The 25,308-nt window shown below is 64.5% G+C and carries 25 protein-coding genes; 15 read left to right on the top strand and 10 right to left on the bottom strand.

Annotated elements, in window-relative coordinates; genetic code table 11:
- Positions 1–60 precede the first annotated feature (60 nt).
- The 4 genes from urtD to urtA form a co-directional block, all read right to left on the bottom strand.
- The gene (urtD, locus tag GA0061099_RS11510; RefSeq protein ID WP_036021617.1) at positions 61–822 is read right to left on the bottom strand and encodes an urea ABC transporter ATP-binding protein UrtD; all 762 of its coding nucleotides are present in this window, start codon (positions 820–822) and stop codon (positions 61–63) included.
- A gap of 6 nt (positions 823–828) precedes the next feature.
- Positions 829–1,998: an urea ABC transporter permease subunit UrtC gene (gene urtC, locus GA0061099_RS11505; protein ID WP_036021615.1), complete on the bottom strand. Its 1,170-nt coding sequence runs from the start codon at positions 1,996–1,998 to the stop codon at positions 829–831.
- Entirely contained in the window at positions 1,995–3,602 is a 1,608-nt protein-coding gene (gene urtB / locus GA0061099_RS11500) for an urea ABC transporter permease subunit UrtB (protein WP_035998106.1), read from the bottom strand. The genes urtC and urtB overlap by 4 nt, the downstream gene beginning before the upstream one ends.
- Before the next feature lie 84 nt (positions 3,603–3,686).
- Complete coding sequence (gene urtA, locus GA0061099_RS11495; RefSeq protein WP_036021612.1) at positions 3,687–5,009, bottom strand: urea ABC transporter substrate-binding protein; 1,323 nt, start codon at positions 5,007–5,009, stop codon at positions 3,687–3,689.
- A 480-nt stretch (positions 5,010–5,489) separates the two neighbouring features.
- Between urtA and GA0061099_RS11490 the strand changes: the two genes are divergently transcribed.
- The 3 genes from GA0061099_RS11490 to GA0061099_RS11480 all read left to right on the top strand — a co-directional run bounded on the left by GA0061099_RS11490 (position 5,490) and on the right by GA0061099_RS11480 (position 7,856).
- Entirely contained in the window at positions 5,490–7,073 is a 1,584-nt protein-coding gene (locus tag GA0061099_RS11490; RefSeq protein WP_050995837.1) for a DEAD/DEAH box helicase, read from the top strand.
- A 23-nt stretch (positions 7,074–7,096) separates the two neighbouring features.
- On the top strand, positions 7,097–7,384 hold the full coding sequence (gene infA, locus GA0061099_RS11485; RefSeq protein WP_035998101.1) for a translation initiation factor IF-1: 288 nt from the start codon (positions 7,097–7,099) through the stop codon (positions 7,382–7,384).
- Positions 7,385–7,643: 259 nt separating this feature from the next.
- Entirely contained in the window at positions 7,644–7,856 is a 213-nt protein-coding gene (locus tag GA0061099_RS11480) for a cold-shock protein (RefSeq protein ID WP_035998097.1), read from the top strand.
- 91 nt (positions 7,857–7,947) lie between these two features.
- Here GA0061099_RS11480 and GA0061099_RS11475 read toward each other — a convergent pair whose 3' ends face one another.
- The 4 genes from GA0061099_RS11475 to GA0061099_RS11460 form a co-directional block, all read right to left on the bottom strand.
- Positions 7,948–8,562 carry a TadE/TadG family type IV pilus assembly protein gene (locus GA0061099_RS11475; RefSeq protein WP_036021636.1) on the bottom strand — a complete coding sequence of 205 codons (615 nt, stop codon included), beginning with the start codon at positions 8,560–8,562 and terminating at the stop codon, positions 7,948–7,950.
- 23 nt (positions 8,563–8,585) lie between these two features.
- Entirely contained in the window at positions 8,586–9,167 is a 582-nt protein-coding gene (locus GA0061099_RS11470) for a TadE/TadG family type IV pilus assembly protein (protein ID WP_036021610.1), read from the bottom strand.
- A gap of 205 nt (positions 9,168–9,372) precedes the next feature.
- Positions 9,373–9,876: a pilus assembly protein N-terminal domain-containing protein gene (locus tag GA0061099_RS11465; RefSeq protein WP_035998084.1), complete on the bottom strand. Its 504-nt coding sequence runs from the start codon at positions 9,874–9,876 to the stop codon at positions 9,373–9,375.
- A gap of 251 nt (positions 9,877–10,127) precedes the next feature.
- Complete coding sequence (locus GA0061099_RS11460; protein WP_074447690.1) at positions 10,128–10,955, bottom strand: sterol desaturase family protein; 828 nt, start codon at positions 10,953–10,955, stop codon at positions 10,128–10,130.
- 272 nt (positions 10,956–11,227) lie between these two features.
- On the opposite strand from GA0061099_RS11460, the gene GA0061099_RS11455 reads away from it, so the two are divergent.
- From GA0061099_RS11455 to GA0061099_RS11415, 10 genes are all read left to right on the top strand, one after another.
- Positions 11,228–11,392 carry a Flp family type IVb pilin gene (locus tag GA0061099_RS11455; RefSeq protein WP_025033956.1) on the top strand — a complete coding sequence of 55 codons (165 nt, stop codon included), beginning with the start codon at positions 11,228–11,230 and terminating at the stop codon, positions 11,390–11,392.
- A gap of 77 nt (positions 11,393–11,469) precedes the next feature.
- Complete coding sequence (locus GA0061099_RS41085; RefSeq protein WP_162130831.1) at positions 11,470–11,610, top strand: hypothetical protein; 141 nt, start codon at positions 11,470–11,472, stop codon at positions 11,608–11,610.
- Positions 11,611–11,732: 122 nt separating this feature from the next.
- On the top strand, positions 11,733–12,257 hold the full coding sequence (locus GA0061099_RS11450) for an A24 family peptidase (protein WP_036021607.1): 525 nt from the start codon (positions 11,733–11,735) through the stop codon (positions 12,255–12,257).
- A gap of 129 nt (positions 12,258–12,386) precedes the next feature.
- Positions 12,387–13,184: a Flp pilus assembly protein CpaB gene (cpaB, locus tag GA0061099_RS11445; RefSeq protein WP_036021604.1), complete on the top strand. Its 798-nt coding sequence runs from the start codon at positions 12,387–12,389 to the stop codon at positions 13,182–13,184.
- Positions 13,181–14,671, top strand: coding sequence for a type II and III secretion system protein family protein (locus GA0061099_RS11440; RefSeq protein WP_085971991.1), 1,491 nt, complete (start codon positions 13,181–13,183; stop codon positions 14,669–14,671). The genes cpaB and GA0061099_RS11440 overlap by 4 nt, the downstream gene beginning before the upstream one ends.
- Positions 14,672–14,691: 20 nt before the next feature.
- A complete protein-coding gene (locus tag GA0061099_RS11435; protein ID WP_035998073.1) occupies positions 14,692–15,426 on the top strand; it encodes a CpaD family pilus assembly protein in 735 nt (244 codons plus the stop codon).
- Positions 15,423–16,691, top strand: a complete 1,269-nt coding sequence (locus GA0061099_RS11430; protein WP_035998070.1) for a CpaE/TadZ family protein — start codon at positions 15,423–15,425, stop codon at positions 16,689–16,691. Before GA0061099_RS11435 ends, GA0061099_RS11430 begins: the two co-directional genes overlap by 4 nt.
- 21 nt (positions 16,692–16,712) lie before the next feature.
- Positions 16,713–18,182, top strand: a complete 1,470-nt coding sequence (locus GA0061099_RS11425) for a TadA family conjugal transfer-associated ATPase (protein ID WP_035998067.1) — start codon at positions 16,713–16,715, stop codon at positions 18,180–18,182.
- 16 nt (positions 18,183–18,198) lie between these two features.
- The gene (locus tag GA0061099_RS11420) at positions 18,199–19,176 is read left to right on the top strand and encodes a type II secretion system F family protein (protein ID WP_057028159.1); all 978 of its coding nucleotides are present in this window, start codon (positions 18,199–18,201) and stop codon (positions 19,174–19,176) included.
- A gap of 9 nt (positions 19,177–19,185) precedes the next feature.
- Positions 19,186–20,160: a type II secretion system F family protein gene (locus GA0061099_RS11415; protein ID WP_036021591.1), complete on the top strand. Its 975-nt coding sequence runs from the start codon at positions 19,186–19,188 to the stop codon at positions 20,158–20,160.
- 48 nt (positions 20,161–20,208) lie between these two features.
- Here the strand turns inward: GA0061099_RS11415 and GA0061099_RS11410 are convergent, their stop codons facing one another.
- A complete protein-coding gene (locus GA0061099_RS11410) occupies positions 20,209–21,036 on the bottom strand; it encodes a tetratricopeptide repeat protein (RefSeq protein ID WP_036021589.1) in 828 nt (275 codons plus the stop codon).
- Between the two features lie 96 nt (positions 21,037–21,132).
- Entirely contained in the window at positions 21,133–22,428 is a 1,296-nt protein-coding gene (locus GA0061099_RS11405; protein ID WP_244429303.1) for a metallophosphoesterase family protein, read from the bottom strand.
- 659 nt (positions 22,429–23,087) lie between these two features.
- On the opposite strand from GA0061099_RS11405, the gene GA0061099_RS11395 reads away from it, so the two are divergent.
- On the top strand, positions 23,088–24,461 hold the full coding sequence (locus tag GA0061099_RS11395) for a leucyl aminopeptidase family protein (RefSeq protein ID WP_036021585.1): 1,374 nt from the start codon (positions 23,088–23,090) through the stop codon (positions 24,459–24,461).
- Positions 24,454–25,308, top strand: a complete 855-nt coding sequence (locus GA0061099_RS11390; protein ID WP_036021583.1) for a C40 family peptidase — start codon at positions 24,454–24,456, stop codon at positions 25,306–25,308. The genes GA0061099_RS11395 and GA0061099_RS11390 overlap by 8 nt, the downstream gene beginning before the upstream one ends.

Here is a 25,308-nt window from a genome sequence, read left to right as displayed (position 1 = left end):
ATGGCGAGTAGCGAATAGGAGAAGCGGCCAGTCCATTCGCCATTCCCTATTCGCCATTCGCTACCTTCCCAAATACACTTCGATGACCCTCTCGTTGGACGAGACCTGGTCGATGGTCCCTTCCGCGAGCACCGTGCCTTCGTGCAGGCAGGTGACCTTGACGCCAAGCTCGCGCACGAAGGTCATGTCGTGCTCGACCACCATGACGGTGTGGGTCTTGTTGATTTCCTTCAGCAGCTCGGCGGTGAGATGCGTCTCGACGTCGGTCATTCCCGCGACGGGCTCGTCGACCAGCAGCAGTTTCGGATCCTGCGCCAGCAGCATGCCGATCTCCAGCCATTGCTTCTGGCCGTGGCTGAGGCTGCCGGCGAGACGATTGCGAGCCTCGGTGAGGCGGATCGTCTCCAGCACCTTGTCGATGCGTTCGGCCTCCGCCTTGCTGCCGCGCCAGAACAGCGTGCCGCGGACCGAATGGTCGACATTGAGCGCCAGCAGGAGGTTGTCCTGCACGGTCTGGCTCTCGAACACGGTCGGCTTCTGGAACTTGCGGCCGATGCCGAGCTCGGCGATGCGGGTCTCGTCGAGGCGCGTCAGGTCGGTGACGCCGTCGAACAGCACGGTGCCTTCATCCGGCTTGGTCTTGCCGGTGATGATGTCCATCATCGTGGTCTTGCCGGCGCCGTTCGGGCCGATGATGGCGCGCATCTCGCCGGGCTCGAGCGTTAGCGATAGATTGTTGATGGCGTGGAAGCCGTCGAAGGAGACGTGCACGCCGTCCAGATAGAGCATCGCGGAGGTCGCGCGGGTGTCCATGACGTTCATGACCGCTTACTCCGCCATCTTGGGTTCGGTGACGCCGTCTTCGGCCGCGGCGCTCACGGAAGTCGCGGGGGTGCGTTTTTCCTTCGACTGATCCCACCAGGCGTTGAAGGTGCCGACGATGCCCTTGGGCAGCAGCAGCGTCACCAGGATGAACAATGCGCCCAGCATGAACAGCCAGTACGGCGCGAGCACGCCCGAGGTGAAGAACGTCTTGGCGTAGTTGACGACGACGGCGCCGAGCGCCGCGCCGACCAGCGTGCCGCGGCCGCCGACCGCGACCCAGATCACCGCCTCGATCGAATTGCCCGGCGCGAATTCGCTCGGATTGATGATGCCGACCTGCGGCACGTAGAGCGCGCCGGCAACGCCGGCCATGCAGGCCGACACCGTGAACACGAACAGCTTGTAGGATTCGACGCGGTAGCCGAGGAAGCGCGTGCGCGATTCCGCGTCGCGCACGGCAATCAAGACCTTGCCGAGCTTGGAGGAGACGATGGCGCGGCAGATCAGGAAGCCGATGATCAGCGCCAGACAGCTCAGCGCGAACAACGCGGCGCGCGTCCCCTCCGCCTGGACGTTGAAGCCCAGGATGTCCTTGAAGTCGGTCAGGCCGTTATTGCCGCCGAAACCAAAGTCGTTGCGGAAGAAGGCGAGCAGCAGCGCGTAGGTCATCGCCTGCGTGATGATCGACAGATAAACGCCGGTGACACGTGAGCGGAAGGCGAGCCAGCCGAAGCAGAAGGCGAGCAGGCCCGGTACGACCAGCACCATCAGCGCCGCGAACCAGAACATGTCGAAGCCGTACCAGTACCAGGGCAGCTTCTCCCAGTTCAGGAACACCATGAAGTCGGGCAGGATCGGATTGCCGTAGACGCCGCGGGTGCCGATCTGCCGCATCAGGTACATGCCCATGGCGTAGCCGCCGAGCGCGAAGAAGGCGCCGTGACCGAGCGAGAGGATGCCGCAATAGCCCCAGATCAGGTCGATCGACAGCGCCAGGATGGCGTAGCAGACATACTTGCCCCAGAGCGCGACGAGATAGGTCGGCACCTGCAGGAACGAGCCCGCGGGAAGCAGCAGGTTGGAGAGCGGAATGAGGATGCCGCAGGCCGCGACGACGGCAAGGAAGATCGTCGCGCTGCGGTCCAGCGATCGCGTCAGCATGTGAGGGGTCATGCTTCCACCGCACGGCCCTTGAGCGCGAACAGGCCGCGCGGCCGCTTTTGAATGAACAGGATGATGAGAACCAGGATCGCGATCTTGCCGAGCACGGCGCCGGCGACCGGCTCCAGGAACTTGTTGGCGATGCCGAGCGTGAAGGCGCCGACGAGCGTGCCCCAGAGATTGCCGACCCCGCCGAACACCACGACCATGAAACTGTCGATGATGTAACTCTGGCCGAGATTGGGGCTGACATTGTCGATCTGCGACAGCGCCACGCCAGCGATGCCGGCAATGCCCGAACCGAGGCCGAAGGTCAGCGCGTCGACGCGCGAGGTGGCGATGCCCATGGAAGCCGCCATGCGGCGGTTCTGCGTCACGGCGCGCATTTCGAGGCCCAGCGCGGTGTAGCGCAGCATCGCGAGCAGGATCGCGAACACGGCGAGCGTGAAGAGAAGGATCCAGAGCCGGTTATAGGTGATGGTGATCTGGCCGAGCTCGAACGCGCCGCTCATCCAGGAGGGGTTGCCGACCTCGCGATTGGTCGGGCCGAACATGGTGCGTACCGCCTGCTGCAGCACCAGCGATAGGCCCCAGGTCGCGAGCAGCGTCTCCAGCGGGCGGCCATAGAGGAAGCGGATGATGCTGCGCTCGATCAAGACGCCGATCGCGCCGGCGACGAGAAAGGCGAGCGGCACGGCGATCAAGAGCGAATAGTCGAACAGGCCGGGATAGCGGGTGCGGATCACCTCCTGCACCACGAAGGTGGTGTAGGCCCCGATCATCACCATCTCGCCATGCGCCATGTTGATGACGCCCATCACGCCGAAGGTGATGGCGAGCCCGATCGCGGCGAGCAGCAGCACCGAGCCGAGCGAGAGGCCGTACCAGGCATTCTGCACCATCGACCAGACCGCGAGCGAATTCTGGATCGAGCCGATCGCGCTCGCGGCGGCCTTGGTGACCGAGGCCGGCTGGTCGCCCATGCCGGTGAGCAGCGCCAGCGCATCCTGGTCGCCCCGCGCCTTGAGGGTTGCGACCGCTTCGAGCTTCTCGACCTCGGTGGCGTCGGACTTGAACAGCAGGATCGCGGCTCGGGCCTCAGTGAGCGCCGCCTTGACGGATTTGTTGGCTTCCTTGGCAAGCGCGGCATCGACCGCCTCGAGCGCGGTCTCCTCGTGCGACTTGAAGACGGACTGCGCGGCTTGCAGGCGCGTTCCCAGATCCGGAGACTGCAGCGTCAGGCTCCCGAGTGCGGCGTCGACGCTGCGGCGCAGGCGGTTGTTGAGGCGAACCGCGCTCGCACTGTCGGGAACGCTGGCAACGGCCTCGCCGGTCGCAGCGTCGATCGACTTGCCGTCCGCATCGGTGACGTAGACCTTCTTACTGTCGGGATCGGCCATGAGGCGACCGTCCTGAAGCGCATTGATGATCGGAAAAGCCAGCTTGCTGCCGCTGCCCGCGATCACACCGATCGCCTCTTCCGTGTCGGAAAAATCATCGTTGGCGAATTTGGCGACCGCATCCTCGAACGGACCGGCGAAGGCCGGCAGCGCGAACGCAATCAGGAACAACGAGAGTGCAAGCGAACAGAGACGAGCGGACAAATGGGCTGGCACTGTGAATGACCCCGGCAGAAATGAGTGGAGAAGGCGGCGGGATCGCCGCCCTCTCCGGTCTTGCAATGGAGCGTCAGATCGGGATCAGGAGCCCGAGCCGAGGCACTTGTTGGACTTGGTGTTGAAGTTGCCGCACTTCTTGCCGACCCAGTCGCCGATCAGGTCCTTGGAGCCGTCGAGCTCCTTCGACCAGGCGTCGCCGGGGACGAGGCTCGGGGTCTTCCAGACCACGTCGAACTGGCCGTTGCCCTTGATCTCGCCGATGAACACCGGCTTGGTGATATGATGGTTCGGGAGCATCTTGGAGGTGCCGCCGGTCAGGTTCTTGGCTTCGGTGCCCGGGAGAGCGTCGATGACCTTGTCGGGATCGGTCGACTTCACCTTCTCGACCGCCTTGACCCACATGTCGAAGCCGATCACGTGCGCTTCCATCGGATCGTTGGTCACGCGCTTCGGATTCTTGGTGTAGGCCTGCCACGCCTTGATGAACTTCTCGTTCTCCGGCGACTTGATCGACTGGAAGTAGTTCCAGGCGGCGAGGTGGCCGACCAGCGGCTTGGTGTCGATGCCGGCGAGCTCTTCCTCACCCACGGAGAACGCCACCACCGGGATGTCCTTGGCCTTGATGCCCTGGTTGCCGAGCTCCTTGTAGAAGGGAACGTTGGCGTCGCCGTTGATGGTCGAGACCACCGCGGTCTTCTTGCCGGCCGAGCCGAACTTCTTGATGTCGGCCACGATCGTCTGCCAGTCGGAATGACCGAACGGCGTGTAGTTGATCATGATGTCTTCCTGGGCGACGCCCTTGGACTTCAGATAGGCCTCCAGGATCTTGTTGGTGGTGCGCGGATAGACGTAGTCGGTGCCCGCGAGCACCCAGCGCTTCACCTTCTCGTCCTTCATCAGGTAGTCGACGGCAGGGATCGCCTGCTGGTTCGGCGCAGCCCCCGTGTAGAACACGTTACGCTCGCTCTCCTCACCCTCGTATTGCACGGGGTAGAACAGGATGCTGTTGAGCTCCTTGAACACCGGGAGCACCGACTTACGCGACACCGAGGTCCAGCAGCCGAACACGACCGAGACCTTGTTCTTGGTGATCAGCTCGCGCGCCTTTTCGGCGAACAGCGGCCAGTTCGATGCGGGATCGACGACGACGGCTTCCAGCTTCTTGCCGAGCACGCCGCCCTTCTTGTTCTGCTCGTCGATCAGGAAGAGGATGGTGTCCTTCAGCGTGGTTTCGCTGATTGCCATGGTGCCGGACAGGGAGTGGAGTACACCCACCTTGATGGTGTCGTCGGCGGCCTTTGCGCCAGTCAATGAAGCCAGACCGAGCATCAGTCCGGCGGTCGCAGCGAGCACGCCGCGGCGGCTAAATGACGCCGCTATATCGTGAGTGGATTTGTTAAACATGAGTGCCTCATCTCCCTGACGCAGACGTGAAAAACGCTGCGAAACGGCCCCACGGCCGCCTGCGGTTAACGGAATCGCAAGAACCATGCCATGGGCTGGGCACCCATCAACTTATTGAATTTGCAAAACTAATTGGCAGAAATCGAAGTTTCTCCGCAGTCTTGCAGCCTAAATCATAGGCAACATAAATGTATGCGAAAGCGGCAGTCAGACTACTTTCTAAGCAAATCGCCAATTCTGGCTAAATTTCTGGCAGCAGTATTTTTGCATCGCACCCGCTGTTTCGGAGGCAAGTGCCTTGAAAGCGCCCCCTCGATGTTCCATATGAGCGTCCGAGACCTCTTGCGAATCAAGGGGTCGTAGCGAGCCGCGTGTTCTTAAGCCCTCTACGGGCCTCTGGCTTGCCCCATATCATCCAAGCCATCCGACACCCCAAACACGCAGGTGTCTTCTCGACACCCTTTTGCGCGCGCCGCGCTGATGCGCCGGGCGTTCGCTTTTGACATGGAAAGAACCCCTCTTTTGACTTCGTTTCAGGACTTCGGCCTCGCCGAACCCATCGCGCGCGCTCTTCGTGAAGAGAATTACGTCACCCCAACCCCGATCCAGGCCCAAACCATCCCGCTGGCATTGACCGGCCGCGACGTCGTCGGCATCGCCCAGACCGGTACCGGCAAGACCGCGTCCTTCGCGCTGCCGATCCTGCATCGTCTGCTCGAGAACCGCATCAAGGCGCAGCCCAAGACCGCCCGCGTGCTGGTGCTGTCGCCGACCCGCGAGCTGTCCGGCCAGATCCTCGACAGCTTCAACGCCTACGGCCGCCACATCCGCCTGTCCTCGACGCTCGCGATCGGCGGCGTGCCGATGGGCCGCCAGGTCCGTGCGCTGATGCAGGGCGTCGACGTGCTGGTCGCCACCCCCGGCCGCCTGCTCGACCTCGTGCAGAGCAACGGCTTGAAGCTTTCAAGCGTCGAGTTCCTCGTGCTCGACGAAGCCGACCGCATGCTCGACATGGGCTTCATCAACGACATTCGCAAAATCGTCGCCAAGCTGCCGATCAAGCGGCAGACCCTGTTCTTCTCGGCCACCATGCCGAAGGACATCGCCGAGCTCGCCGATTCCATGTTGCGCGACCCCGCCCGTGTCGCGGTGACCCCGGTGTCCTCGACCGCCGAGCGGATCAACCAGCGCATCCTGCAGGTCGACTTCGCGGCCAAGCCGGCCTTCCTGACCAAGCTGCTGCAGGACGAGGCGATCAACCGCGCGCTGGTCTTCACCCGCACCAAGCACGGCGCCGACAAGGTGGTGAAGACGCTGGCCAAGGCCGGGATCGCCGCCAACGCCATCCACGGCAACAAGTCGCAGAACCATCGCGAGCGCACCCTGGCCCAGTTCCGCTCGGGAGAGATCCGCACCCTGGTCGCCACCGACATCGCCGCCCGCGGCATCGACGTCGACGGCATCAGTCACGTCATCAACTTCGACCTGCCGAACGTGCCGGAGACCTACGTCCACCGCATCGGCCGCACCGCGCGCGCCGGAGCCGACGGCACCGCAATCTCGCTGGTCGCGGGCGGCGAGGAGCTCGGCTATCTGCGCGACATCGAGCGGCTGATTCGCGTCGCCCTGCCGCGGGAGGACCACCGCACCGACGCCGGCCGCCGCGATGCCGGTCCCGCCCCGTCGCAGCAACGACAGGGCCGGCCGGGCGGTCGTCCGGGCCAGCGCCCGCAAGGCGCACGCCACGGTGACGGACGTCGCGCCGACGAACGGCATGCCGACGGGCGCCACCATAGTGCCGGCAAGCAAGGCGACGGCAGGCACGGTGAGGGACGCCACGCCGAGGCAAGGCATGCGGACGGACGGCCCGGCAGTGGCCCGAATGCCCCCAAGGGTTCTCGCCGCCGCCGCTCCGGTGGTAAGATGCATTCATCGCCTGTCGACCGTCCGGAACAGCGTTCCGCGCATAGCGCCGGGACCCCTGATGGGATACAAGGCGTTGCCTTTTTGCGCCGCCAGAGTCGGCCAAACAGCCAACCGAACCGCAAACCCTATTCGCACTAGCCGTCCACGACCTGGAGATATCAATGGCTAAGGAAGAGCTGATCCAGTTCGAAGGACTGGTCACCGAAATCCTCCCCGATGCCCGCTACCGCGTGCAGCTCGACGCCGGACACGAGATCGTTGCCTATACCGCCGGCAAGATGAAGAAGAACCGCATCAAGACGCTCGCGGGCGACCGCGTGACCGTGGAGATGTCGCCCTATGACCTCGAGAAGGGCCGGCTGATTTTCCGCCACAAGGACGAACGTCCCAGCACGCCGGGCGGACCGCCCCGTCCCGGACAGCGCGGCGGCCAATTCCGCCGCCGCTAGTCGGCTGCGGCGCGGGTTCGAATTCCGATCTGTTAGGTGATCCGCCGTTGACATCACGGCGGATCAAAAAATCGTGCGCGTCCGGATTGTTTCGAACCGTTGCTTCCGATAAAATGAATTAATCGATTTTCGGCCGGACGACATTGGCATCCACCGGTACAGCCGGTTCAGACCCGCTGACGACCCTTCCAGAAATTCGATCTAACCCTGCCCGCGCGAGCGGGCTCCGACATAGTGTTATCTGAGAGGGACTACCCCCGTGAGCATGGGAACCGTGAAGTGGTTTAACGCAACCAAGGGCTATGGCTTCATTCAGCCCGACGATGGCGGCCAGGACGTGTTCGTTCACATCAGCGCCGTGGAGCGCGCCGGCCTCGGCTCGCTCCGCGAGGGCCAGAAGATCTCCTACGAGATCGTGGCCGACCGCCGTTCCGGCAAGTCGGCGGCGGACAACCTGCGCGCTGCGGGCTGAGCCCGCCGGGCGCCGGCCCGATCACCGAGCCAAAGCAAAAAGGCCGTGCGCAACGCACGGCCTTTTTCATGTCACGGGCGGCTGACAGATCTCAACACGTCGACGGCACGTTGTTGTAGGGCACGCAGGTGACCTGACGCGGCCGCGTGTAGGAGAGATCGCTCAGGGTTACGCTCGACTTCAACACGTAGCCGATGGTGGGCGTGTAAGTGTAGTTGGCTTCGCTCAGGATGAGATAGCTCGACGGAATCAAGAGTGCCGGGGGAATCATCGTGGTGACCGTGTCGCCGGCGTTCCGAGCCGAGGTCGCAAGCGTGGCTTGCGTCGCGCCGCTCGCAATCGTGCCGGCCCTGCTCCACTGGACCTTGGCGATGCTGTTGGCGTCGATGTAGATCTGGGAGATCGTGCCCTTCACGAGCGCAGCGTCGTAAGGCATGACGACGGAGATGCTTGCCGTGAACGTATCCTTCATGCTGGCATCGTTGAGCGTGGTCGACTGCGAGGTCAAATCGGACAATGTCCGCGCGATCAACGTGATTTTGCGGTCGATCGCCACGGCGGACGAAAATTCGACAGTGCCGAAGAACATCACCAGCATCAGCGGTACGATGATCGCGAATTCGGTCGCCGCCAGCGCGCGCTTGTCGGCGACGAAGCCGCGCACGGAGCCGCGTGCATTCCTCCAGATGTTCGCAATCGCCCGCATCGGTCCGCCCAGATCCATCTGCCTCAGAAGGGTTCGTTCTTGAACGCCACCGTCGCCACCATCAGCCGCTTGTTGCTGCATCCCGCGTTGTAGCCGAGGCCGGTGACGATGAGCGGCCATTGATAGAACAGGCGCACCACGACGACCTGACCGGAGCTTCCGGCACTGTACTGCATCCCGGAGGGATTGAAGGTGCAGGAATTGCCGAAATTGGTGAGGCTGAGCGTCCCGAACGAGCTGGTGCTGACGACGTCGACGTACAGCTTGCTGCAATCGAACAGCGCCGGAATCTTGCTGCAGACGAAGGTCTTGAACGTCGTCTGATCGCATGCAGCGACTGTGTTGGGCGCGGACTGGCAGGCCGCCACCGAGCCGCCCTGCGCCTGAGCCTGGCCGGTTAGAATCGCGCGCGCGGAGTCCTGCGCGATGGTCTCGAGCACCTGGCTGGAGAAGAACATGAGCGCCGTCTCGAGGATCGCGAACAGCAGCGCGAAGAACATCGGTGCGACCAGCGCAAATTCGACGGCTGCGGAGCCGCGGCGGTTGCCGCGAAACCGGAGCAGCGCTTTCCGGAGCGTGAACCTCGTAGGTGCAGGCGATGGCATCTCGTCAAATTCCCCAGCGGCCGGCGATCATCTGCCCGTTCAATAGCGGAAACTGATTGTCTAAGTGTTTCAGACGATCCGCTTCCGGCGGACCGCGCCGTTAACACCGCGTTAACCAGCGCCCGCAAGCGGGAGGAAGCACGGCATGCAACGAGGTGCCGCCCTCGAATCGAGCGGCTTGGCGGGATCGAGGCCCGCCCGTGGGCTAGTTTGGCTTGGCAGCCGCGCCGGCACCCGCACCTCCGCTGGCGCTGCTGCTCAGCGTACCGGCCTGGCTCATCGCGTTGTTGAAATAGGTGTCGCTGTCGCCGAGCGTCACGCGGCGCTGGCAAAGCGGCACGCAACTGTAGGACTCCCGCTCGACCCCGCGATAGACGGTGACGAGCCGGTCGCTCGGACCTTCGACCTGGATCTGGCGGTCCACCAGAATCTCGCCGCCGCGGTCGAGCGCGATGAAGTTGGTGGCCCCGTAGCCCTTTCCGGTCACGACGATCATGCCGCCGGGCTGGAGCGTGACGTCGGCGATCAGGGGATTGCCGACCACGATGGTCGCCACCTTGCCGGGCAGCCGCACCAGCTTGGCCTGGTCGACATTGACGGCGATGGTATCGGCGACGGGCTCGGCAAGGCTGGCGGCCGGCGAGGCCAGCACCGCAGCGGCAACCAGAACACAGACGCGCACATGACGGCGCAGCATTTCTTTACGCATACTCTTACCCCCGGGACGTCACAGACCGGCAGAAGCGACCGAATACAGCGGAGCCGGTGCCCGACCCGGCTAACCTGCCTTTAATTCGTGAACGTTCCGCAAACTCGCCGAGTATTGTTTGAACGGACGGACATTTGCGGGGCCTGCCCTCTAAAGCGCGATGAGTTTTGGATGAATCGTCATCGCGCTTTAGGTTGTTGTTTACGCATGATCTTTCCGGAAAACTGCTTCGCACTTTTTCGGATTATGCTTTAGTGCCGGAACGGATAGGCGAGCTGGCCCCCGATCTCCTTGGGCATGGCCGCTTCGTCCTTGCCGTAATCCTGTGGCAGCCTGCCCTCCGGCATGCGGAAGGTGCCGAACAGCACGTCCCAGATCGGGAACGTTCCGGCGAAATTGGTGTCGCCGCCCTCTTCGAGCGAGGTGTGGTGCCAGCGATGGAAGACCGGCGTCGCCAGCACGTATTTGAACGGTCCGAAAGTCCAGTTCAGGTTGGCGTGCACAAAGGCCGAGTGGAAGGTGGTGAACGGGCCGACCCAGACCATGACGTTCGGGGAGATGCCTGCCATCAGCAGCACGACGTCGACGCTGATCGTCCCGAGCAAGAGATTGACCGGATGGAAGCGCGCCGCGGAGATCCAGCCGATCTCCTCCGACGAATGATGGATGGCGTGATATTTCCAGAAGCCGCCGTCGTGGAAAAGCCGATGCAGCCAGTACAGCATGAAATCGGACAGCACCAGGAACAGCACGGCCTGCAGCCACAGCGGCAGCTGCGCCAGCGGACCGTGGCCATTGTCGTAAAAGGCCATGAGCTCGTCGGCGTCGTGGATGTTGAAGACGACGCTGGCGCCGACGACCAGCAGCCCGATCCGCATGGTGCGGGCGAACACCGGGACGAAGAACCAGTAGCAGATGTCGGTGACGATCTCCCGCTTGCGCCACCACGGCGCACCGGGATTGCAAGCCCAGAAATGCTCCAGCACGGTGAACACCGCCGCGAGCACGAAGGTGACCGGGATCACCTTGACGATGGTCTCGCCGAACATCAAGGCGACTTGCATGGGCAGGCTCGACATCGTCGCCTCTCTCCGCGAATTCCGCTGTAGCTCAAGGCCTACTCCGCGAAATTTAAGGGAGGGTGAAGCACGCGCCGCGTTGGCGGCGCATCCGGAACCGCAACGAATTTGCAGGTGCCGTCTTAAGGCGAAATTCACTCTGGGCAAAAGCATCGCGCCGGACGTGGGATTACCCGGTCGAATTAACTCTCCCGAAAGAGCTCGGCTCTCATGGTCGTCGCGTCAACGACAGCGCCGAACGAGGCGGTCCCCACCCAGACGGAGTTTTGTTCATGAAGAACTTGATTGCGCGTTTCGCGAAGGATGAATCCGGCGCCACCGCCATCGAATACGGCCTGATCGCCGCCGGCATCGCGCTGGCCATCATCACCGTCGTCAACAATCTCGGCACCACGCTGAACGCCAAGTTCAGCTCGATCAGCACCTCGCTGAAGTAAGCGGGTCCACGAACGACGGCAAAAGCCCCGGACCTCCGGGGCGTTTGTTTTTCTGAAGACGGCGAGTTCCAGTGGCGTTGCACGAGTTCAGAACCGATGCCGCGGTCGCGGCCCACGAGGCGGAAGCGGCGCAGGCCGGCTCGTCGGTCTATTGGATCTGCCTTGCGCTGCTGGTTGCGACGGTCGCGCTCGCCGCACGTATTGCCAGCTTCTGGTGAAAGCGCGTTCGTCGGCCGAGGCGCCGGCGCGCCCGTGCCTCCGTTGTCGGTTTGTTTAGCATCGCGCGCTAGCATCGCCCGAAGCAGCTCCCGCGACAAACCCAGGCCTCAAGACGCAGCCCATGATTCTCGACCTTGCGCGCCTTCTGCTCTTCCCGGCCCTGATGGCGTTCGCCGCCGCGAGCGATCTCTTCACGATGACGATCTCGAACCGCGTATCGCTGGCGCTGGTGGCGGGCTTCTTCGCGCTCGCCCTCGCCGGGGGCATGGCACCTTACGAGATGCTGAGTCATGTCGGCGCCGGTGCGCTCGTTCTGGTCGTGGCCTTCACCTGCTTCGCCATGGGCTGGGTGGGCGGCGGCGACGCCAAGGTCGCGGCCTCCGTCGCGCTCTGGTTCGGCTTCCCACATCTGATGAACTTCCTGCTCTACGCCTCGCTGTTCGGCGGCGCGCTGACGCTGCTCCTGCTGCAGTTCCGGCAGTGGCCGCTGCCTTACGGGCTGGCAGGACAGGCCTGGCTCGCACGGCTGCACGCCAAGGAGAGCGGCATTCCCTACGGCATCGCGCTCGCGCTGAGCGCGCTGATGGTCTACCCGGAGACCGAATGGGTGAAGGCGATCGACCTCGCTCGCCTCGCGCTGCGCTGAACGCCCCGGGTAAACCCGGCGTTAAGGCGATTTAGATACGCCTCATTAACCATGCTTTGACGAATAGCTGGTCAACTGCCGATCACGGCGGCGGCAGCGTCGCGGCGTATTGTTGGAAAGTTGAAGCGTATGAATAGGGCACGCATTGTCGTCCTGACGGTCGCCATCTGCGCCGGCGGCGTCGCCGCGTACCTGGCGAGCGGCTCCGACAATTCTGCGCCGCCTCCGGTTCCGGTCGCGCAGCTGCCGACCGTCGACGTCCTTGTGGCCAAGAACGATATCGGCCTCGGCCAGACTGTGAAGCCCGAAGACGTGCAATGGCAGACCTGGCCGACCGCGACCGCCAGCGCCACCTTCATCCGACGCAACGAGCGCCCCGACGGTGCGACCCAGGTGACCGGCTCGATCGCGCGCGCGCCTTTCATCCAGGGTGAGCCGATCCGCGACCAGAAGCTGGTCAAGGCCGAAGGTTCCGGCTTCATGGCGGCAATCCTGCCCACCGGCATGCGGGCGATCTCGACCGAGATCTCGCCGGAGACCGGCGCGGGCGGCTTCATCCTGCCCAACGACCGCGTCGACGTCCTGCTCACCCGCCGGCTCAAGAACCCGGATCAGAGCAGCGGCGCTCCCGACATCGTCACCTCCGAGATCATCCTGGCCAATATCCGGGTCCTGGCCATCGACCAGGCACCCAAGGAGAAGGACGGGCAGAACGCGGTGATCGGCAAGACCGTCACCCTCGAGCTCAATCCCGCGCAGACCGCAACGCTCTCCGCGGCTCGTCAGAGCGGCACGCTGTCGCTAGCGCTGCGCAGCATCGTCGACGTCAAGATGAGCGAGATCACGCTCGATGACTCCGCGCAGAAGCGCGACGGTGTCTCAATCATTCGCTACGGCATTCCAAGTCAGACGGCTAAGGCACGATGAAGACAGTCGACATCAAATACAGGGCAGATTCGGCGACGATGCGGACCTCACTGGTCCGCGCCCTGTCGTTTTCGGCCGCCCTCGCGCTGGCGCTCAACCCGGCGATCGCCCCGGCGGTCGCCGCCGATTACCGCCCTGTGCCGCAGGCCGCGGCGGACGGCCAGATCAACGCGCGTTTCCTCTCGCTCGGCATCGGCAAGTCGGTCGTGATCGACCTGCCGCGCGACATCAAGGACGTGCTGGTCGCCGATCCCAAGATCGCCAATGCGGTGGTCCGCTCCGCACAGCGCGCCTATATCATCGGCGCCGCGGTCGGCCAGACCAATATCGTGTTCTTCGATTCCGCCGGGCAGCAGATCGCGGCCTACGACATCGCGGTGAAGCGCGACCTCAACGGCGTGCGGGCCGCACTGAAGCAGGTTCTGCCCAACTCAGACATCCAGATCGACGGCCTGGGCGACGGTATCGTCCTGTCCGGCACGGCCGCCAACCCTATGGAGGCGCAACAGGCCAACGAGCTCGCTGCGCGCCTGGCCGGCGGCGTCGACAAGGTGGTGAACTCGATCGTGGTGCGCGGCCGCGACCAAGTCATGCTCAAGGTGACCGTTGCCGAAGTCGCGCGTACGATCGTCAAGCAGCTCGGTATCGACCTCACCGCCAACCTCAACTACGGCACATCGGTGGTGAGCTTCAGCAACTCCAACCCGTTCACGGCCCTCGGCCGTAATCTGGTGGATGGCAACAATCTCACTGCGAGTTTCGGCGCGACGCCTTCGGTGCAGGCGACCCTGCGTGCGATGGAGAGCGCGGGCGTGATCAGGACGCTGGCCGAGCCGAACCTGACCGCGATCTCCGGAGAGTCCGCCACCTTTCTCGCCGGCGGCGAATTTCCGGTGCCTGCAGGTTATTCGTGCGATCCCGTCACGCGCGTCTGTACCACTCAGATCAGCTTCAAGAAGTTCGGCATCTCACTCAACTTTACGCCTGTGGTCCTGAGCGAAGGCAAGATCAGCTTGCGGGTGATGACCGAGGTCTCCGAACTGTCAAATGAGAATGCGATCACGCTGTCGCAGGCGGTGACCTCGAACACGGTCAACTCGCTGACGGTACCCTCAATCAAGACACGCCGCGCAGAGACTTCGCTGGAAATTCCGTCCGGCGGCGCGATGGCGATGGCCGGCCTGATCCAGCAGCAGACCAAGCAAGCTGTCAACGGAATGCCGGGGCTGATGCAGCTCCCGATCCTCGGCACGCTGTTCCGCAGCCGCGACTTCGTCAACAATGCAACCGAGTTGGTCGTGATCGTGACGCCCTATGTGGTCCGCGCGGTGGCGCCGAAGGACCTGTCGCGGCCGGATGACGGCTTCGCCCCGCCTGCGGATCCGCAGGCGCAGCTGATCGGCAATATCAACCGGATCTACGGCGTGCCGGGCCGGACCGAAGCGGCCAAGAACTACCGCGGCACCTACGGCTTCATTACCGACTGAGGCGGAACGGGGATTTCACGATGATCACGAGACCACCCCAGCTTCGCAAGCGCGCCATCAGCCTCGGTGGCGCGCTCATCGGCCTCGCGCTCGCGGTCGGGGGCTGCCAGCACGACGAAGTCCTCACGGCGTCCATTCCCGACGACTACAAGCAGCGCCATCCGATCGCGGTCGAGGAGCAGAATCGCTCGATCGTCGTCTTCGTGGGTCATGCCCGCGGCGGATTAACCGCGGCCCAACGCGCTGACGTGATGGGCGTGGCATCGGCGTGGTTGCAAGAAGGCACCGGCGCGATTCGCATCGACGTGCCTTCCAATACGCCCAATGCTCGCCCGGTCGCCGATACGATGCGTGAGATCCAGGCGATGCTGGCGGCGGCAGGCGTTCCGCCGCGCGGCGTCAGCCTTCACCCCTACCAGCCGCAAGACAAGCGCTTCCTCCCCCCGATCCGGCTCACCTATTCCAGGATTGCCGCAGTCGCCGGTCCCTGCGGCCTGTGGCCGGAAGACATCGGACCCTCGATGAAGAACAAGCGCTGGTTCGAGAACAAGGACTATTACAACTACGGCTGCGCTTATCAGCGCAACCTCGCGGCCATGGTCGACAATCCGTCGGATCTTGAGCAGCCGCGGCCCGAAACTCCGTCATACACGCCGCGGCGCATCACCGGGTTCGAGAAGTATCGCAAGGGAACGACGACGGCGACCACCTATCCCGAGGCCGACAGGGCCAAACTCAGCGACACCGGCAAATGATCAGTTACGCGCGCCAGACACACGAAGAGCAGCCGGCAGCAGCTCCTCCGCCGGTCGAGGAGCATATTGCGCCCGCGCCGCGCGTCTCGGTTCAGGCCTTCTGCGAAACCGTGGAGACGGCCGCCGCGGTGCAGTCGGCCGGCGAGGATCGCCGTCTCGGCAAGGCTCACCTGAAGATCCAGATGGGCGGCATGGCGGCCGCGATCGAAGCCTACCGCTCGGCTCCCACGCCGAACGTGATCGTGCTCGAGAGCGACGGTCGCAACGACCTGCTGGGCGGACTCGACCAGCTCGCCACTGTCTGCGATGCCGGCACCCGCGTGGTGGTGATCGGCCGCATCAACGACGTCACGCTCTATCGCGAGCTGGTGCGCCGCGGCGTCAGCGATTACGTGCTAGCGCCGGTCGGCGCGATCGACGTCGTACGCTCGATCTGCAACCTGTTCTCGGCCCCCGAAGCCAAGGCAGTCGGCCGCATCATCGCCGTGGTCGGAGCCAAGGGTGGCGTCGGGGCTTCGACAATCTCGCACAACGTCGCGTGGGCGATCGCGCGAGACCTCGCGATGGACGCCGTCGTCGCCGATCTCGACCTCGCCTTCGGCACGGCCGGGCTCGACTACAACCAGGATCCGCCGCAGGGTATCGCCGACGCCGTGTTCTCGCCTGACCGCGTCGACACCGCGTTCATCGACCGCCTGCTGTCAAAATGCACCGACCATCTCAGCCTGCTGGCAGCGCCTGCGACGCTCGACCGGGTTTATGATTTCGGCACTGACGCTTTCGATGCCGTATTCGACACGCTGCGCTCCACCATGCCCTGCATCGTGCTCGACGTTCCGCATCAATGGTCGGGCTGGACCAAGCGGGCCTTGATCGGGGCGGACGACATCCTGATCGTGGCCGCGCCCGACCTCGCCAATCTGCGCAATACCAAGAACCTGTTCGATCTGTTGAAGGCCGCGCGCCCCAACGACCGGCCGCCGCTCTACTGCCTGAACCAGGTCGGCGTGCCGAAACGGCCCGAGATCGCCGCCGCGGAGTTCGCCAAGGCAATCGAGAGCCAGCCGGTCGTCTCGATCCCGTTCGAACCGCAGATCTTCGGCTCGGCGGCCAACAACGGCCAGATGATCGCGGAGATCTCCGCCAACCACAAGTCGATCGAGATGTTCCTGCAGATCGCCCAGCGCCTGACCGGCCGCAGCGAGACCAAGAAGCAAAAGTCGTCCCTGCTTTCACCTCTGATTGAGAAGTTGCGGGGAAGATAAGCCGCCGCATGGAGTTGTTAAGTGTTCGGTAAGCGTAGCGGAACAGACACCGACCTTCGGGCACCCAAGCCCGGCGCCGTGTCGCTCGAGCCTGCCCCGGCTCAGGCGCCGACGGTTTCGCGCGCTCCGCCTCCGCCGGCCGTCGCCTCGCCGCCGCTTGCGCCCGCCAAGGCTCCGCCGCCTCCGGCCATGGAGAGCCGGCGTTCGGACAATTATTACGAGGTCAAGGCGACCATCTTCGGCGCGCTGATCGAGGCCATCGACCTCGCCCAGCTCGCCAAGCTCGATTCGGAGTCCGCGCGCGAGGAAATCCGCGACATCGTCAACGAGATCATCGCGATCAAGAACATCGTGATGTCGATCGCCGAGCAGGAGGAGCTGCTCGACGACATCTGCAACGACGTCCTCGGTTACGGCCCGCTCGAGCCGCTATTGTCGCGCGACGACATCGCCGACATCATGGTCAATGGCGCCAACACCGTCTACATCGAGGTCGGCGGCAAGATCCAGCGTACCGGCATCCGCTTCCGCGACAACCAGCAGCTTCTCAACATCTGCCAGCGCATCGTCAGCCAGGTCGGCCGGCGCGTCGACGAATCCTCGCCGATCTGCGACGCGCGCCTCGCCGACGGCTCCCGTGTCAACGCCATCGTGCCGCCGCTGTCGATCGACGGCCCCGCGCTCACCATCCGCAAATTCAAGAAAGACAAGCTGACGCTGGATCAGCTTGTCAAGTTCGGCGCGATCACGCCGGAAGGCGCCGAGATCCTTCAGATCATCGGCCGCGTCCGCTGCAACGTGCTGATTTCCGGCGGTACCGGCTCGGGCAAGACGACCCTGCTCAACTGCCTCACCAACTACATCGAGCACGACGAGCGCGTCATCACCTGCGAGGACGCCGCCGAGCTCCAGCTGCAGCAGCCTCACGTGGTGCGGCTGGAAACCCGTCCGCCCAACATCGAGGGCGAGGGCCAGGTCACGATGCGCGAATTGGTGCGCAACTGCCTGCGTATGCGTCCCGAACGCATCATCGTCGGCGAGGTCCGCGGACCCGAAGCCTTCGACCTGCTGCAGGCCATGAACACCGGCCATGACGGCTCGATGGGCACGCTGCACGCCAACAACCCGCGCGAGGCGCTGTCGCGCTGCGAATCCATGATCACGATGGGCGGCTTTTCCCTTCCGTCGCGAACAATTCGCGAGATGATCTGCGCCTCGATCGACGTCATCATCCAGGCCGCGCGCCTGCGCGACGGCTCCCGCCGCATCACCCACATCACCGAGGTGATGGGCATGGAAGGCGACACCATCATCACCCAGGACATCTTCCTCTACGACATGGTCGGCGAGGACGCCAACGGCAAGATCATCGGCCGGCACCGCTCAACCGGCATCGGCCGTCCGAAGTTCTGGGAACGCGCCCGTTATTACGGCGAGGAGAAGCGCCTCGCCGCGGCGCTCGACGCGGCGGAAGTCGCGCCGAAGACGTGAGCAGATTGGCAGCGCCATGAACATGCAGGTCCTCGCCCTCGCATTCCTCGCCACCGCAGCAGTTGGTGGCATCGCCTGGGTATTCCTCTATCCGGTGCTGTCTGGGGAGCGAAAGGCGGAAAGCCGCCGTGCCTCGGTCGCGCGCGCCGAAGCGCCCACGGCCCGGCAGGCCGAGAAAACCCAGCGCTCTCGCCGCGAGCAGGTCGAGTCCACGCTGAAGGACCTCGAGGCGCGGCGCGCCCAGGAGAAGAGCGCTCCGCTCAGCGTCCGCCTGTCGCAGGCCGGGCTCGACTGGACGCCGCAGAAGTTCTGGACCGTGTCCGCCGTGGTGGCCGGCGTTTTTTTCGCGGCCGCTATGTTCGCGGGCGGGGGCCTGATCGGCGCCGCCGGTCTTGCCTTTGCCGGCGGCTTCGGCCTGCCGCGCTGGGCACTCGGCTTCCTCAAGAAGCGTCGCGAAACCAAGTTCCTGGCTGCACTGCCCGACGCGGTCGACGTGATCGTCCGCGGCATCAAGGCAGGCCTGCCCCTGTTCGAATCGATCAAGGTCGTAGCCGCCGATTCGCCCGAGCCGCTGCGCAGCGAGTTTCTGGCCATCATCGAGACGCAGGCGATCGGCATGCCGCTGGGCGAGGCCTGCGCGCGGCTTTACGAGCGCATGCCGCTGCCGGAAGCCAATTTCTTCGGGATCGTGGTGTCGATCCAGCAGAAATCGGGCGGCAACCTCTCCGAAGCGCTCGGTAACCTCTCCAAGGTGCTGCGCGACCGCAAGAAGATGAAGGAAAAGATCCAGGCGATGTCGATGGAAGCCAAGGCCTCGGCCGGCATCATCGGCTCGCTGCCGCCGATCGTGATGTTCCTGGTCTATCTCACGACGCCGCAATACATCTCGGTGCTTTGGACTCATCCCACCGGCCAGCTGATGCTGGTCGGCTGCGTCGTCTGGATGTCGATCGGCATCCTGGTGATGAAGAAGATGATCAACTTCGATTTCTGACGGTGTTGCATGGTCGAATTCCTCGTCTCGAAACTGCACGACGTCCGTTTCATGACCATGCTGCTCGCGGCCATCGCCGCGAGCGCCACCGTCTATACGCTGGTGATGCCGTTGTTCGCCGGCGAGGGCCTCTCCAAGCGCATGAAGGCGGTGGCGAGCGAGCGTGAACGCATCCGGCAGCGCGAGCGTGAGCGTCTCAACAAGAGCGAGAAGGTTTCACTGCGCCAGACGCCGAAGCAACTCGTCTCCAAGGTGGTCGAGGACTTCAACCTGACCAAGTGGCTCGCGCAGGAGGCTGCGCGGGACAAGCTCATCATGGCGGGTTACCGCGGCCAGGCGCCCTACATCACCTTCCTGTTTGCCCGCATGGTCGCCCCGATCGTGTTCTTGATCGGCTCGGCCCTCTACGTGTTCGTGATCGGAAACATGCAACAGGCGATGCCGATCAAGATCGGCATCTGTATCGGCGCCGCCTATCTCGGCCTCCAGGCGCCGATGCTGTTCCTCAGGAACGCGATCTCCAAGCGCCAGCTCTCGATCAAGCGTGCGTTTCCCGACGCGCTCGATTTGCTCCTGATCTGCATCGAATCGGGCATGTCGGTCGAGATGGCATTCCGGAAAGTTGCGACCGAAATCGTGGGCCAGTCGATCGCGCTGTCGGAGGAGTTCACCCTGACCACGGCCGAGCTGTCCTACCTGCAGGATCGCAAGGTCGCCTATGAGAACCTGGCACGGCGCACCGGGCTCGAGGGCGTCAAGTCGGTGTGTCTGGCGCTGCAACAGGCGGAACGATACGGCACTCCGCTCGGCCATTCCCTGCGCGTCATGGCGCAGGAAAATCGCGACATGCGCATGAACGAGGCCGAGAAGAAGGCGGCCGCGCTGCCGCCGAAGCTCACGGTGCCGATGATCCTGTTTTTCCTGCCTGTGCTGTTCGTGGTCATTCTCGGACCCACCGCCATCAAGGTCACCGAGATGCAATGAGCCGGGCTGGACCGTACGGTCCGCCACCAAGGCCAGGAAGTCAGATGATCAGCCGGGCTGGCTCAGCGAAGCGACCGGCGTCCGCTTCGGCGCGCCGCGCGGGGCCTCGCTACGGCTCAGCATCTCCTTGAGATAGGCGACATTGGCCGCAGCTTGGTCCGGCGGCAGGTCCGCCTTGACGATGGTCTCCGCCTCCGCGAAGCGGCCCTGCAGGCCGACGACCAAGCCGAGATTCTGCCGGACCCGGGCGCTGGCACGCGGCGAGGCATGCGCCTGCCGCAGCGCCTCTTCCGCCTTCGGCAGCTCTTTCGACAGCATGTAGGACAGGCCGAGGTTGGAGAGCACGCCGGGATCACCCGGTGCGATCTTGAGCGCGCTCGCGTAATAGGATCGCGCCTCCTCATGACGGCCCATCTGGTCGAGCGCGGTGCCCTGCACCGAGAGCAGGCGCCAGTCCGGATTGTCGGGCGAATGCGCCTTCGACAGCACGTCGAAGGCCTGCTGGAAATTGCCGTTGTCGGCGAGTGCGCGGCCGTACTGGGCAAGCAGCGCCTTGTTGCCGGGGTTGGCGATCGTCGCCTGCTCGAGCACGGCGGCGGCCTGGGCGCGCTGGCCGTTGGCACGCAAGGCCTGTCCATAGGCGAGCGCGGCGTCGGCATCTTTGGGATTGGCGCGGTAGCGCTCGCCATAGGCTTCGACCGCACGCGCCGGATCGGTGGGCGCGCGATCGGCGGAGGCCGCGTCCGCCCGGGGGCCGACCGAGCCCGTCACCTCCGAGAGCTTCGACATCGCCGTGCAGCCGCCGAGGCTCATCGCCACCGTCGCGACCAGCGACGTCGAAGCAAGTAGCCGGGTAAGCCTGATCCGTTGACGCATGACGCTTTGACTCTCGAGCTGCTCGATCGAGCCGAACGTGTCAGCAGTAGAATGTTAACCCTAACGGCCGGTTAACAGCGCTCAGACGCGCTTCTCTCACGCCGGCGATGGTTGCGGCGGCGCTTTGCCGCCGAGGCCGAGATCGGGGCCGAGCGCCTGCACCTGCTGATCCAGCTCCAGCAGCAGTTGCAGCCTCTGCCGCCCTCGCCGCTGAACGTCGACACCTTCAGAAGGCAGCCGCGGCACCTGACGCAGGAAGTCGTTACAATTGATCAGGCCTCTCCCGTAGAGCTCATCGAGCTGAGCGCGATCGATGCCGAGCACGTCAGCGGATTGCTCGATCAATCGGCCGAGCAACGTTTTCACCGCGGCGAGCGCGTCGCTGTCGAATCCCGGCCGGGATCTCGCGGCCTTACGCTCGAGCTCCGCCCAGGCATGGGCCGAGACCATGTAGGTGTAGAGCGCTATCGCCCAGTTCGGCTCCGCCTCATCGTAAAAGCTGCCACGCATGAACAGCCGGCGGACGATCGCCGCGACCTGGTCGCGTTTCAGTGTGCGGGACGAGGCCGCCTCGATCGCCGACTGGACGGCCGGATCGCGCGAAAAATCCCGCCCCGCCGGCAGCCTGATGACGCCGCCCGGCAGGTTGGAATCGAGCGGCCTGAAGGCCGCATCGTTGCGGAGCCTCGTATAGCGGGTGATCGCGAAGCGGTGCTCGTTGCGGCCGGTATGGGACGCGGGGCCGAAATGGACGAGGTTGAAACCGGCATCGTCGCCGGCTTGCCCGGTCGAGGACGGACAGGAGAGCACGTAGATCGTGCGCCAGAACGCCTCACCGCTCTCGCTCGACGTCGCACGCGGGTCGGGGATGGAATAGCGGGTCAGCCCCTCGACATGGCGATGACCGTGCAGAACCAGATCCACGTTGAGCGAGGTGGCGGCCTCGAGGAAGGTCGCGGGTGCGGCGAGATACATCAGCGGCTCGTCCGGCATGCCTAGAAAGCGCTTTCCTTCGCCGGTGGCCTGCGGCAGTGGGTGATGGTGCAGGGCCAGCACACGAACCAGATTTTCCGCCGGCTCGGCGTAGTCGGCGCACCCGGCCGAACCGATGCTTCCCGCGACCTCGGCGCTCAGCCGGGCGGAATCGGCGACCATCGCCTTGTAAGCGCTCTCGTCGATCTTGCCGCTCGCGAGCGCCTTCAAGTTGGCGCGATTGGAATCGAGCAGCACCAGGTCGAGGCCTGCCTGACGGTAATAGACATTCTTCGCCGTCCGCGGCAGGTGCAGGTAATCGTAGGCGTCGTGACGGCCCGCACGCTGGCTCGGCCGCTTGACGTCGTGGTTGCCTGCCACGGCTTGGATGTCGGTGAATAGCCCGTCTGCCGGAAGCATGCGATGACGGCGAGCGCCTCGTCGAGCGCGCGCGGCGTTGGGTCGTCCACCAGATCGCCCGTGATCAGCAGGATGCGATCGGGAACATTCGCGGCAGCCGCCATCTTCTCGCAAATCGCGGCCCTGAGCGTCTCGATGGCCGGAAGCAGCCGGCCCGACCCGTCCAGATGCAGGTCGGAAATCTGCGCAACAACGAACGATCTATCCATTTTGCGCCGCTCATCTGCATATGCTGCGCCGCCCAAACAATGAGAAAAATGCTTCGACGAGCAGATTCAGCCGTATCGACCCAACCTGGGCAGGCACCATACCGCCGCGTGTCTGCGTTCGGGCTCATGCAGAACAAGCGACACAATCTAAAATGTTCGTCGATAATGCCACAACCTAAGCGCTAGTAAAGCCCTGCGGCCGTGGCGTTGCGAACGGCAGCTCTCGGCGTGAGATACGAGATTTGTCCGCGGACGGTTTCGTCGCGCCCGGTCGATATTCGATCGTAAGCCGCTTGCAGATCTCGTCGAGCGCATCGAACCGCATGCCCACCTTGCGGCGAGTAGCGGCTCGCTGAACGGTGACGGCAAAGCCGATTGCAGCGGCGGCCAAACTCTGCGAAGTCTCGTCCGTTCGCATGACTCGCCTGAACTGACGATCCGGACCCGCCAATGCCTTCTGTCTTCGAGACGTCATCCACCGCCACCCCGATCACCTTCGTCACCAAATCGAGCTGGGATCAGGTCGCCGAGACGCTGCCGCCGCCGCAACGCCAGTTCGCGCGTGCCAGCGCCTTCGCCGCCAAGCCGGGCAGCTATCTGGCGCTGCCCGCGACCGACGGCACCATTGCGCAGGTGCTGTTCGGGCTCGAGGAAGAGGATGCAAGATCGCGCGACCTGTTTCGGCCCGGCGCCCTGCCCGGCCTCTTGCCGCCCGGCACCTATCGGTTTGCCAATGCACCGCACGATGCGCGGCTGGCCGCGCTCGCCTTCGCATTGGGTTGCTACCGCTTTGCCCGCTACCGCAAGGCAGATCGTCCCGAGATCCGGCTGGTGCCGCCTGACAGTGTCGACGCGGCCGAGATCGATCGGATTGCCGATGCGGCAATGCTCGCGCGCGACCTCATCAACACGCCGTCCAACGACATGGGCCCGGATGAGCTCGCCGCAGCCGCGCAAGCGCTCGCCGCCGAGTTCGGCTCGAGCTTTTCCTGCACCGTCGGCGAGGAGTTGGCGAAGAACTTTCCGCTGATCCACGCCGTCGGCATGGCCTCCAGCCGCGCGCCACGGCTGATCGACATCGTCTGGGGCGATCCTGATCATCCCAAGGTGACGCTGGTCGGCAAGGGCGTCTGTTTCGACACCGGCGGGCTCGACCTGAAGCCGTCGAGCGGCATGCTGATCATGAAGAAGGACATGGGCGGCGCAGCCAACGTGCTGGCGCTGGCGCGCATGGTGATGGATGCGAAGCTGAAGGTGCGGCTGCGCGTGCTGATTCCGGCGGTGGAGAACGCCGTCGCCGGCAATGCCTTCCGCCCGCTCGATATCTTCACCTCGCGCAAAGGGATCACCGTCGAGATCGGCAATACCGACGCCGAAGGCCGCCTCGTTCTCGCCGACGCGCTGGCGCTGGCCGATGAGGAGAAGCCCGATCTGCTGATCGACCTGGGCACGCTGACCGGCGCGGCCCGCGTCGCACTGGGGCCGGATCTGCCGCCGTTCTACACCCATGATGAGACGCTGGCTGCCGACCTCGCCCGCTGCGCGATGAGGGAGAACGATCCGTTGTGGCGCATGCCGCTGTGGCCGCCCTACGATGCCTGGCTGGACTCCAAGACCGCCACCATCACCAATGCACCCTCGGGCGGTTTCGCCGGCTCGATCACCTGCGCGCTGTTCCTGCAACGCTTCGTCGAGCACGCCAAGAGCTGGCTCCATGTCGACATCTATGGCTGGACGCCGTCGGCGAAGCCGGCGCGGCCCGAGGGCGGCGAATGCCAGGCCGCACGCGCCATCTACGCACTGCTGAGCGAGCGCTATGCCTGATCCAGGACACGACCCGAGGCTGACGCCGGCGCGGGGCGACCTTGCCGCCAAATATCTCGAAGGCAAGGTCGAGGCGCAGCGCTTCGTCGAGGGTGACGAGTTCGAGGTCGTCGAGCCGATCGCGCCCATACGCGAGCAGCCGTCCTCGAACGCGACGTTGATGACCGAAGCGCTGCGCGGCGAACGCGTCACCATCTACGACCGCAACGGCGAGGGTTGGGCCTGGGGCCAGCTCAGTAGCGATGGCTATGTCGGCTGGCTCCCGGATGCGGCGCTCGCAAAGCCGTCGGCCGCCCCAACGCACGTGGTCGGCGCACTGCGGACGTTTGCGTTCCCCGGCCCCTCGATCAAGCTGCCGCCGGCCGACACGCTCGTGATGGGATCGAAGCTTGCCGTGGCGCGCGAGGACGGCAGCTTCGCCGTGACGCACGACGGCAGATATCTGCCGAGAACGCATCTCATCCCGCTCGATCATCGCGAGCCGGATTTCGTCGCGGTGGCCGAGCGCTTCGTCGGCACGCCCTATCTCTGGGGCGGCAAGAGCAGCTTTGGCATCGATTGCTCCGGCCTCGTCCAGCTCTCGCTGACATCAGCCGGGATCGGCTGCCCGCGCGACAGCGACATGCAGCTCGCCGGTCTCGGCCGCACGCTGGAGCCGCATGAGCGGAGCAGCTCGCAGCGCGGCGATCTGATCTTCTGGAAAGGTCATGTCGCCATCGTGCGCGACGCCACCACCATGGTTCACGCCAATGCGCATCACATGGCAACGGTGATCGAGCCGATCGAGCCGGCGATCGCGCGGATCAAGGCGGCTGGCAGCGAGGTCGTCGCGATCAAGCGGCTCTGA

This window comes from Bradyrhizobium yuanmingense, assembly GCF_900094575.1.
Lineage (GTDB): Bacteria > Pseudomonadota > Alphaproteobacteria > Rhizobiales > Xanthobacteraceae > Bradyrhizobium > Bradyrhizobium yuanmingense.
This window is presented reverse-complemented; position numbering and strand designations above follow the sequence as displayed.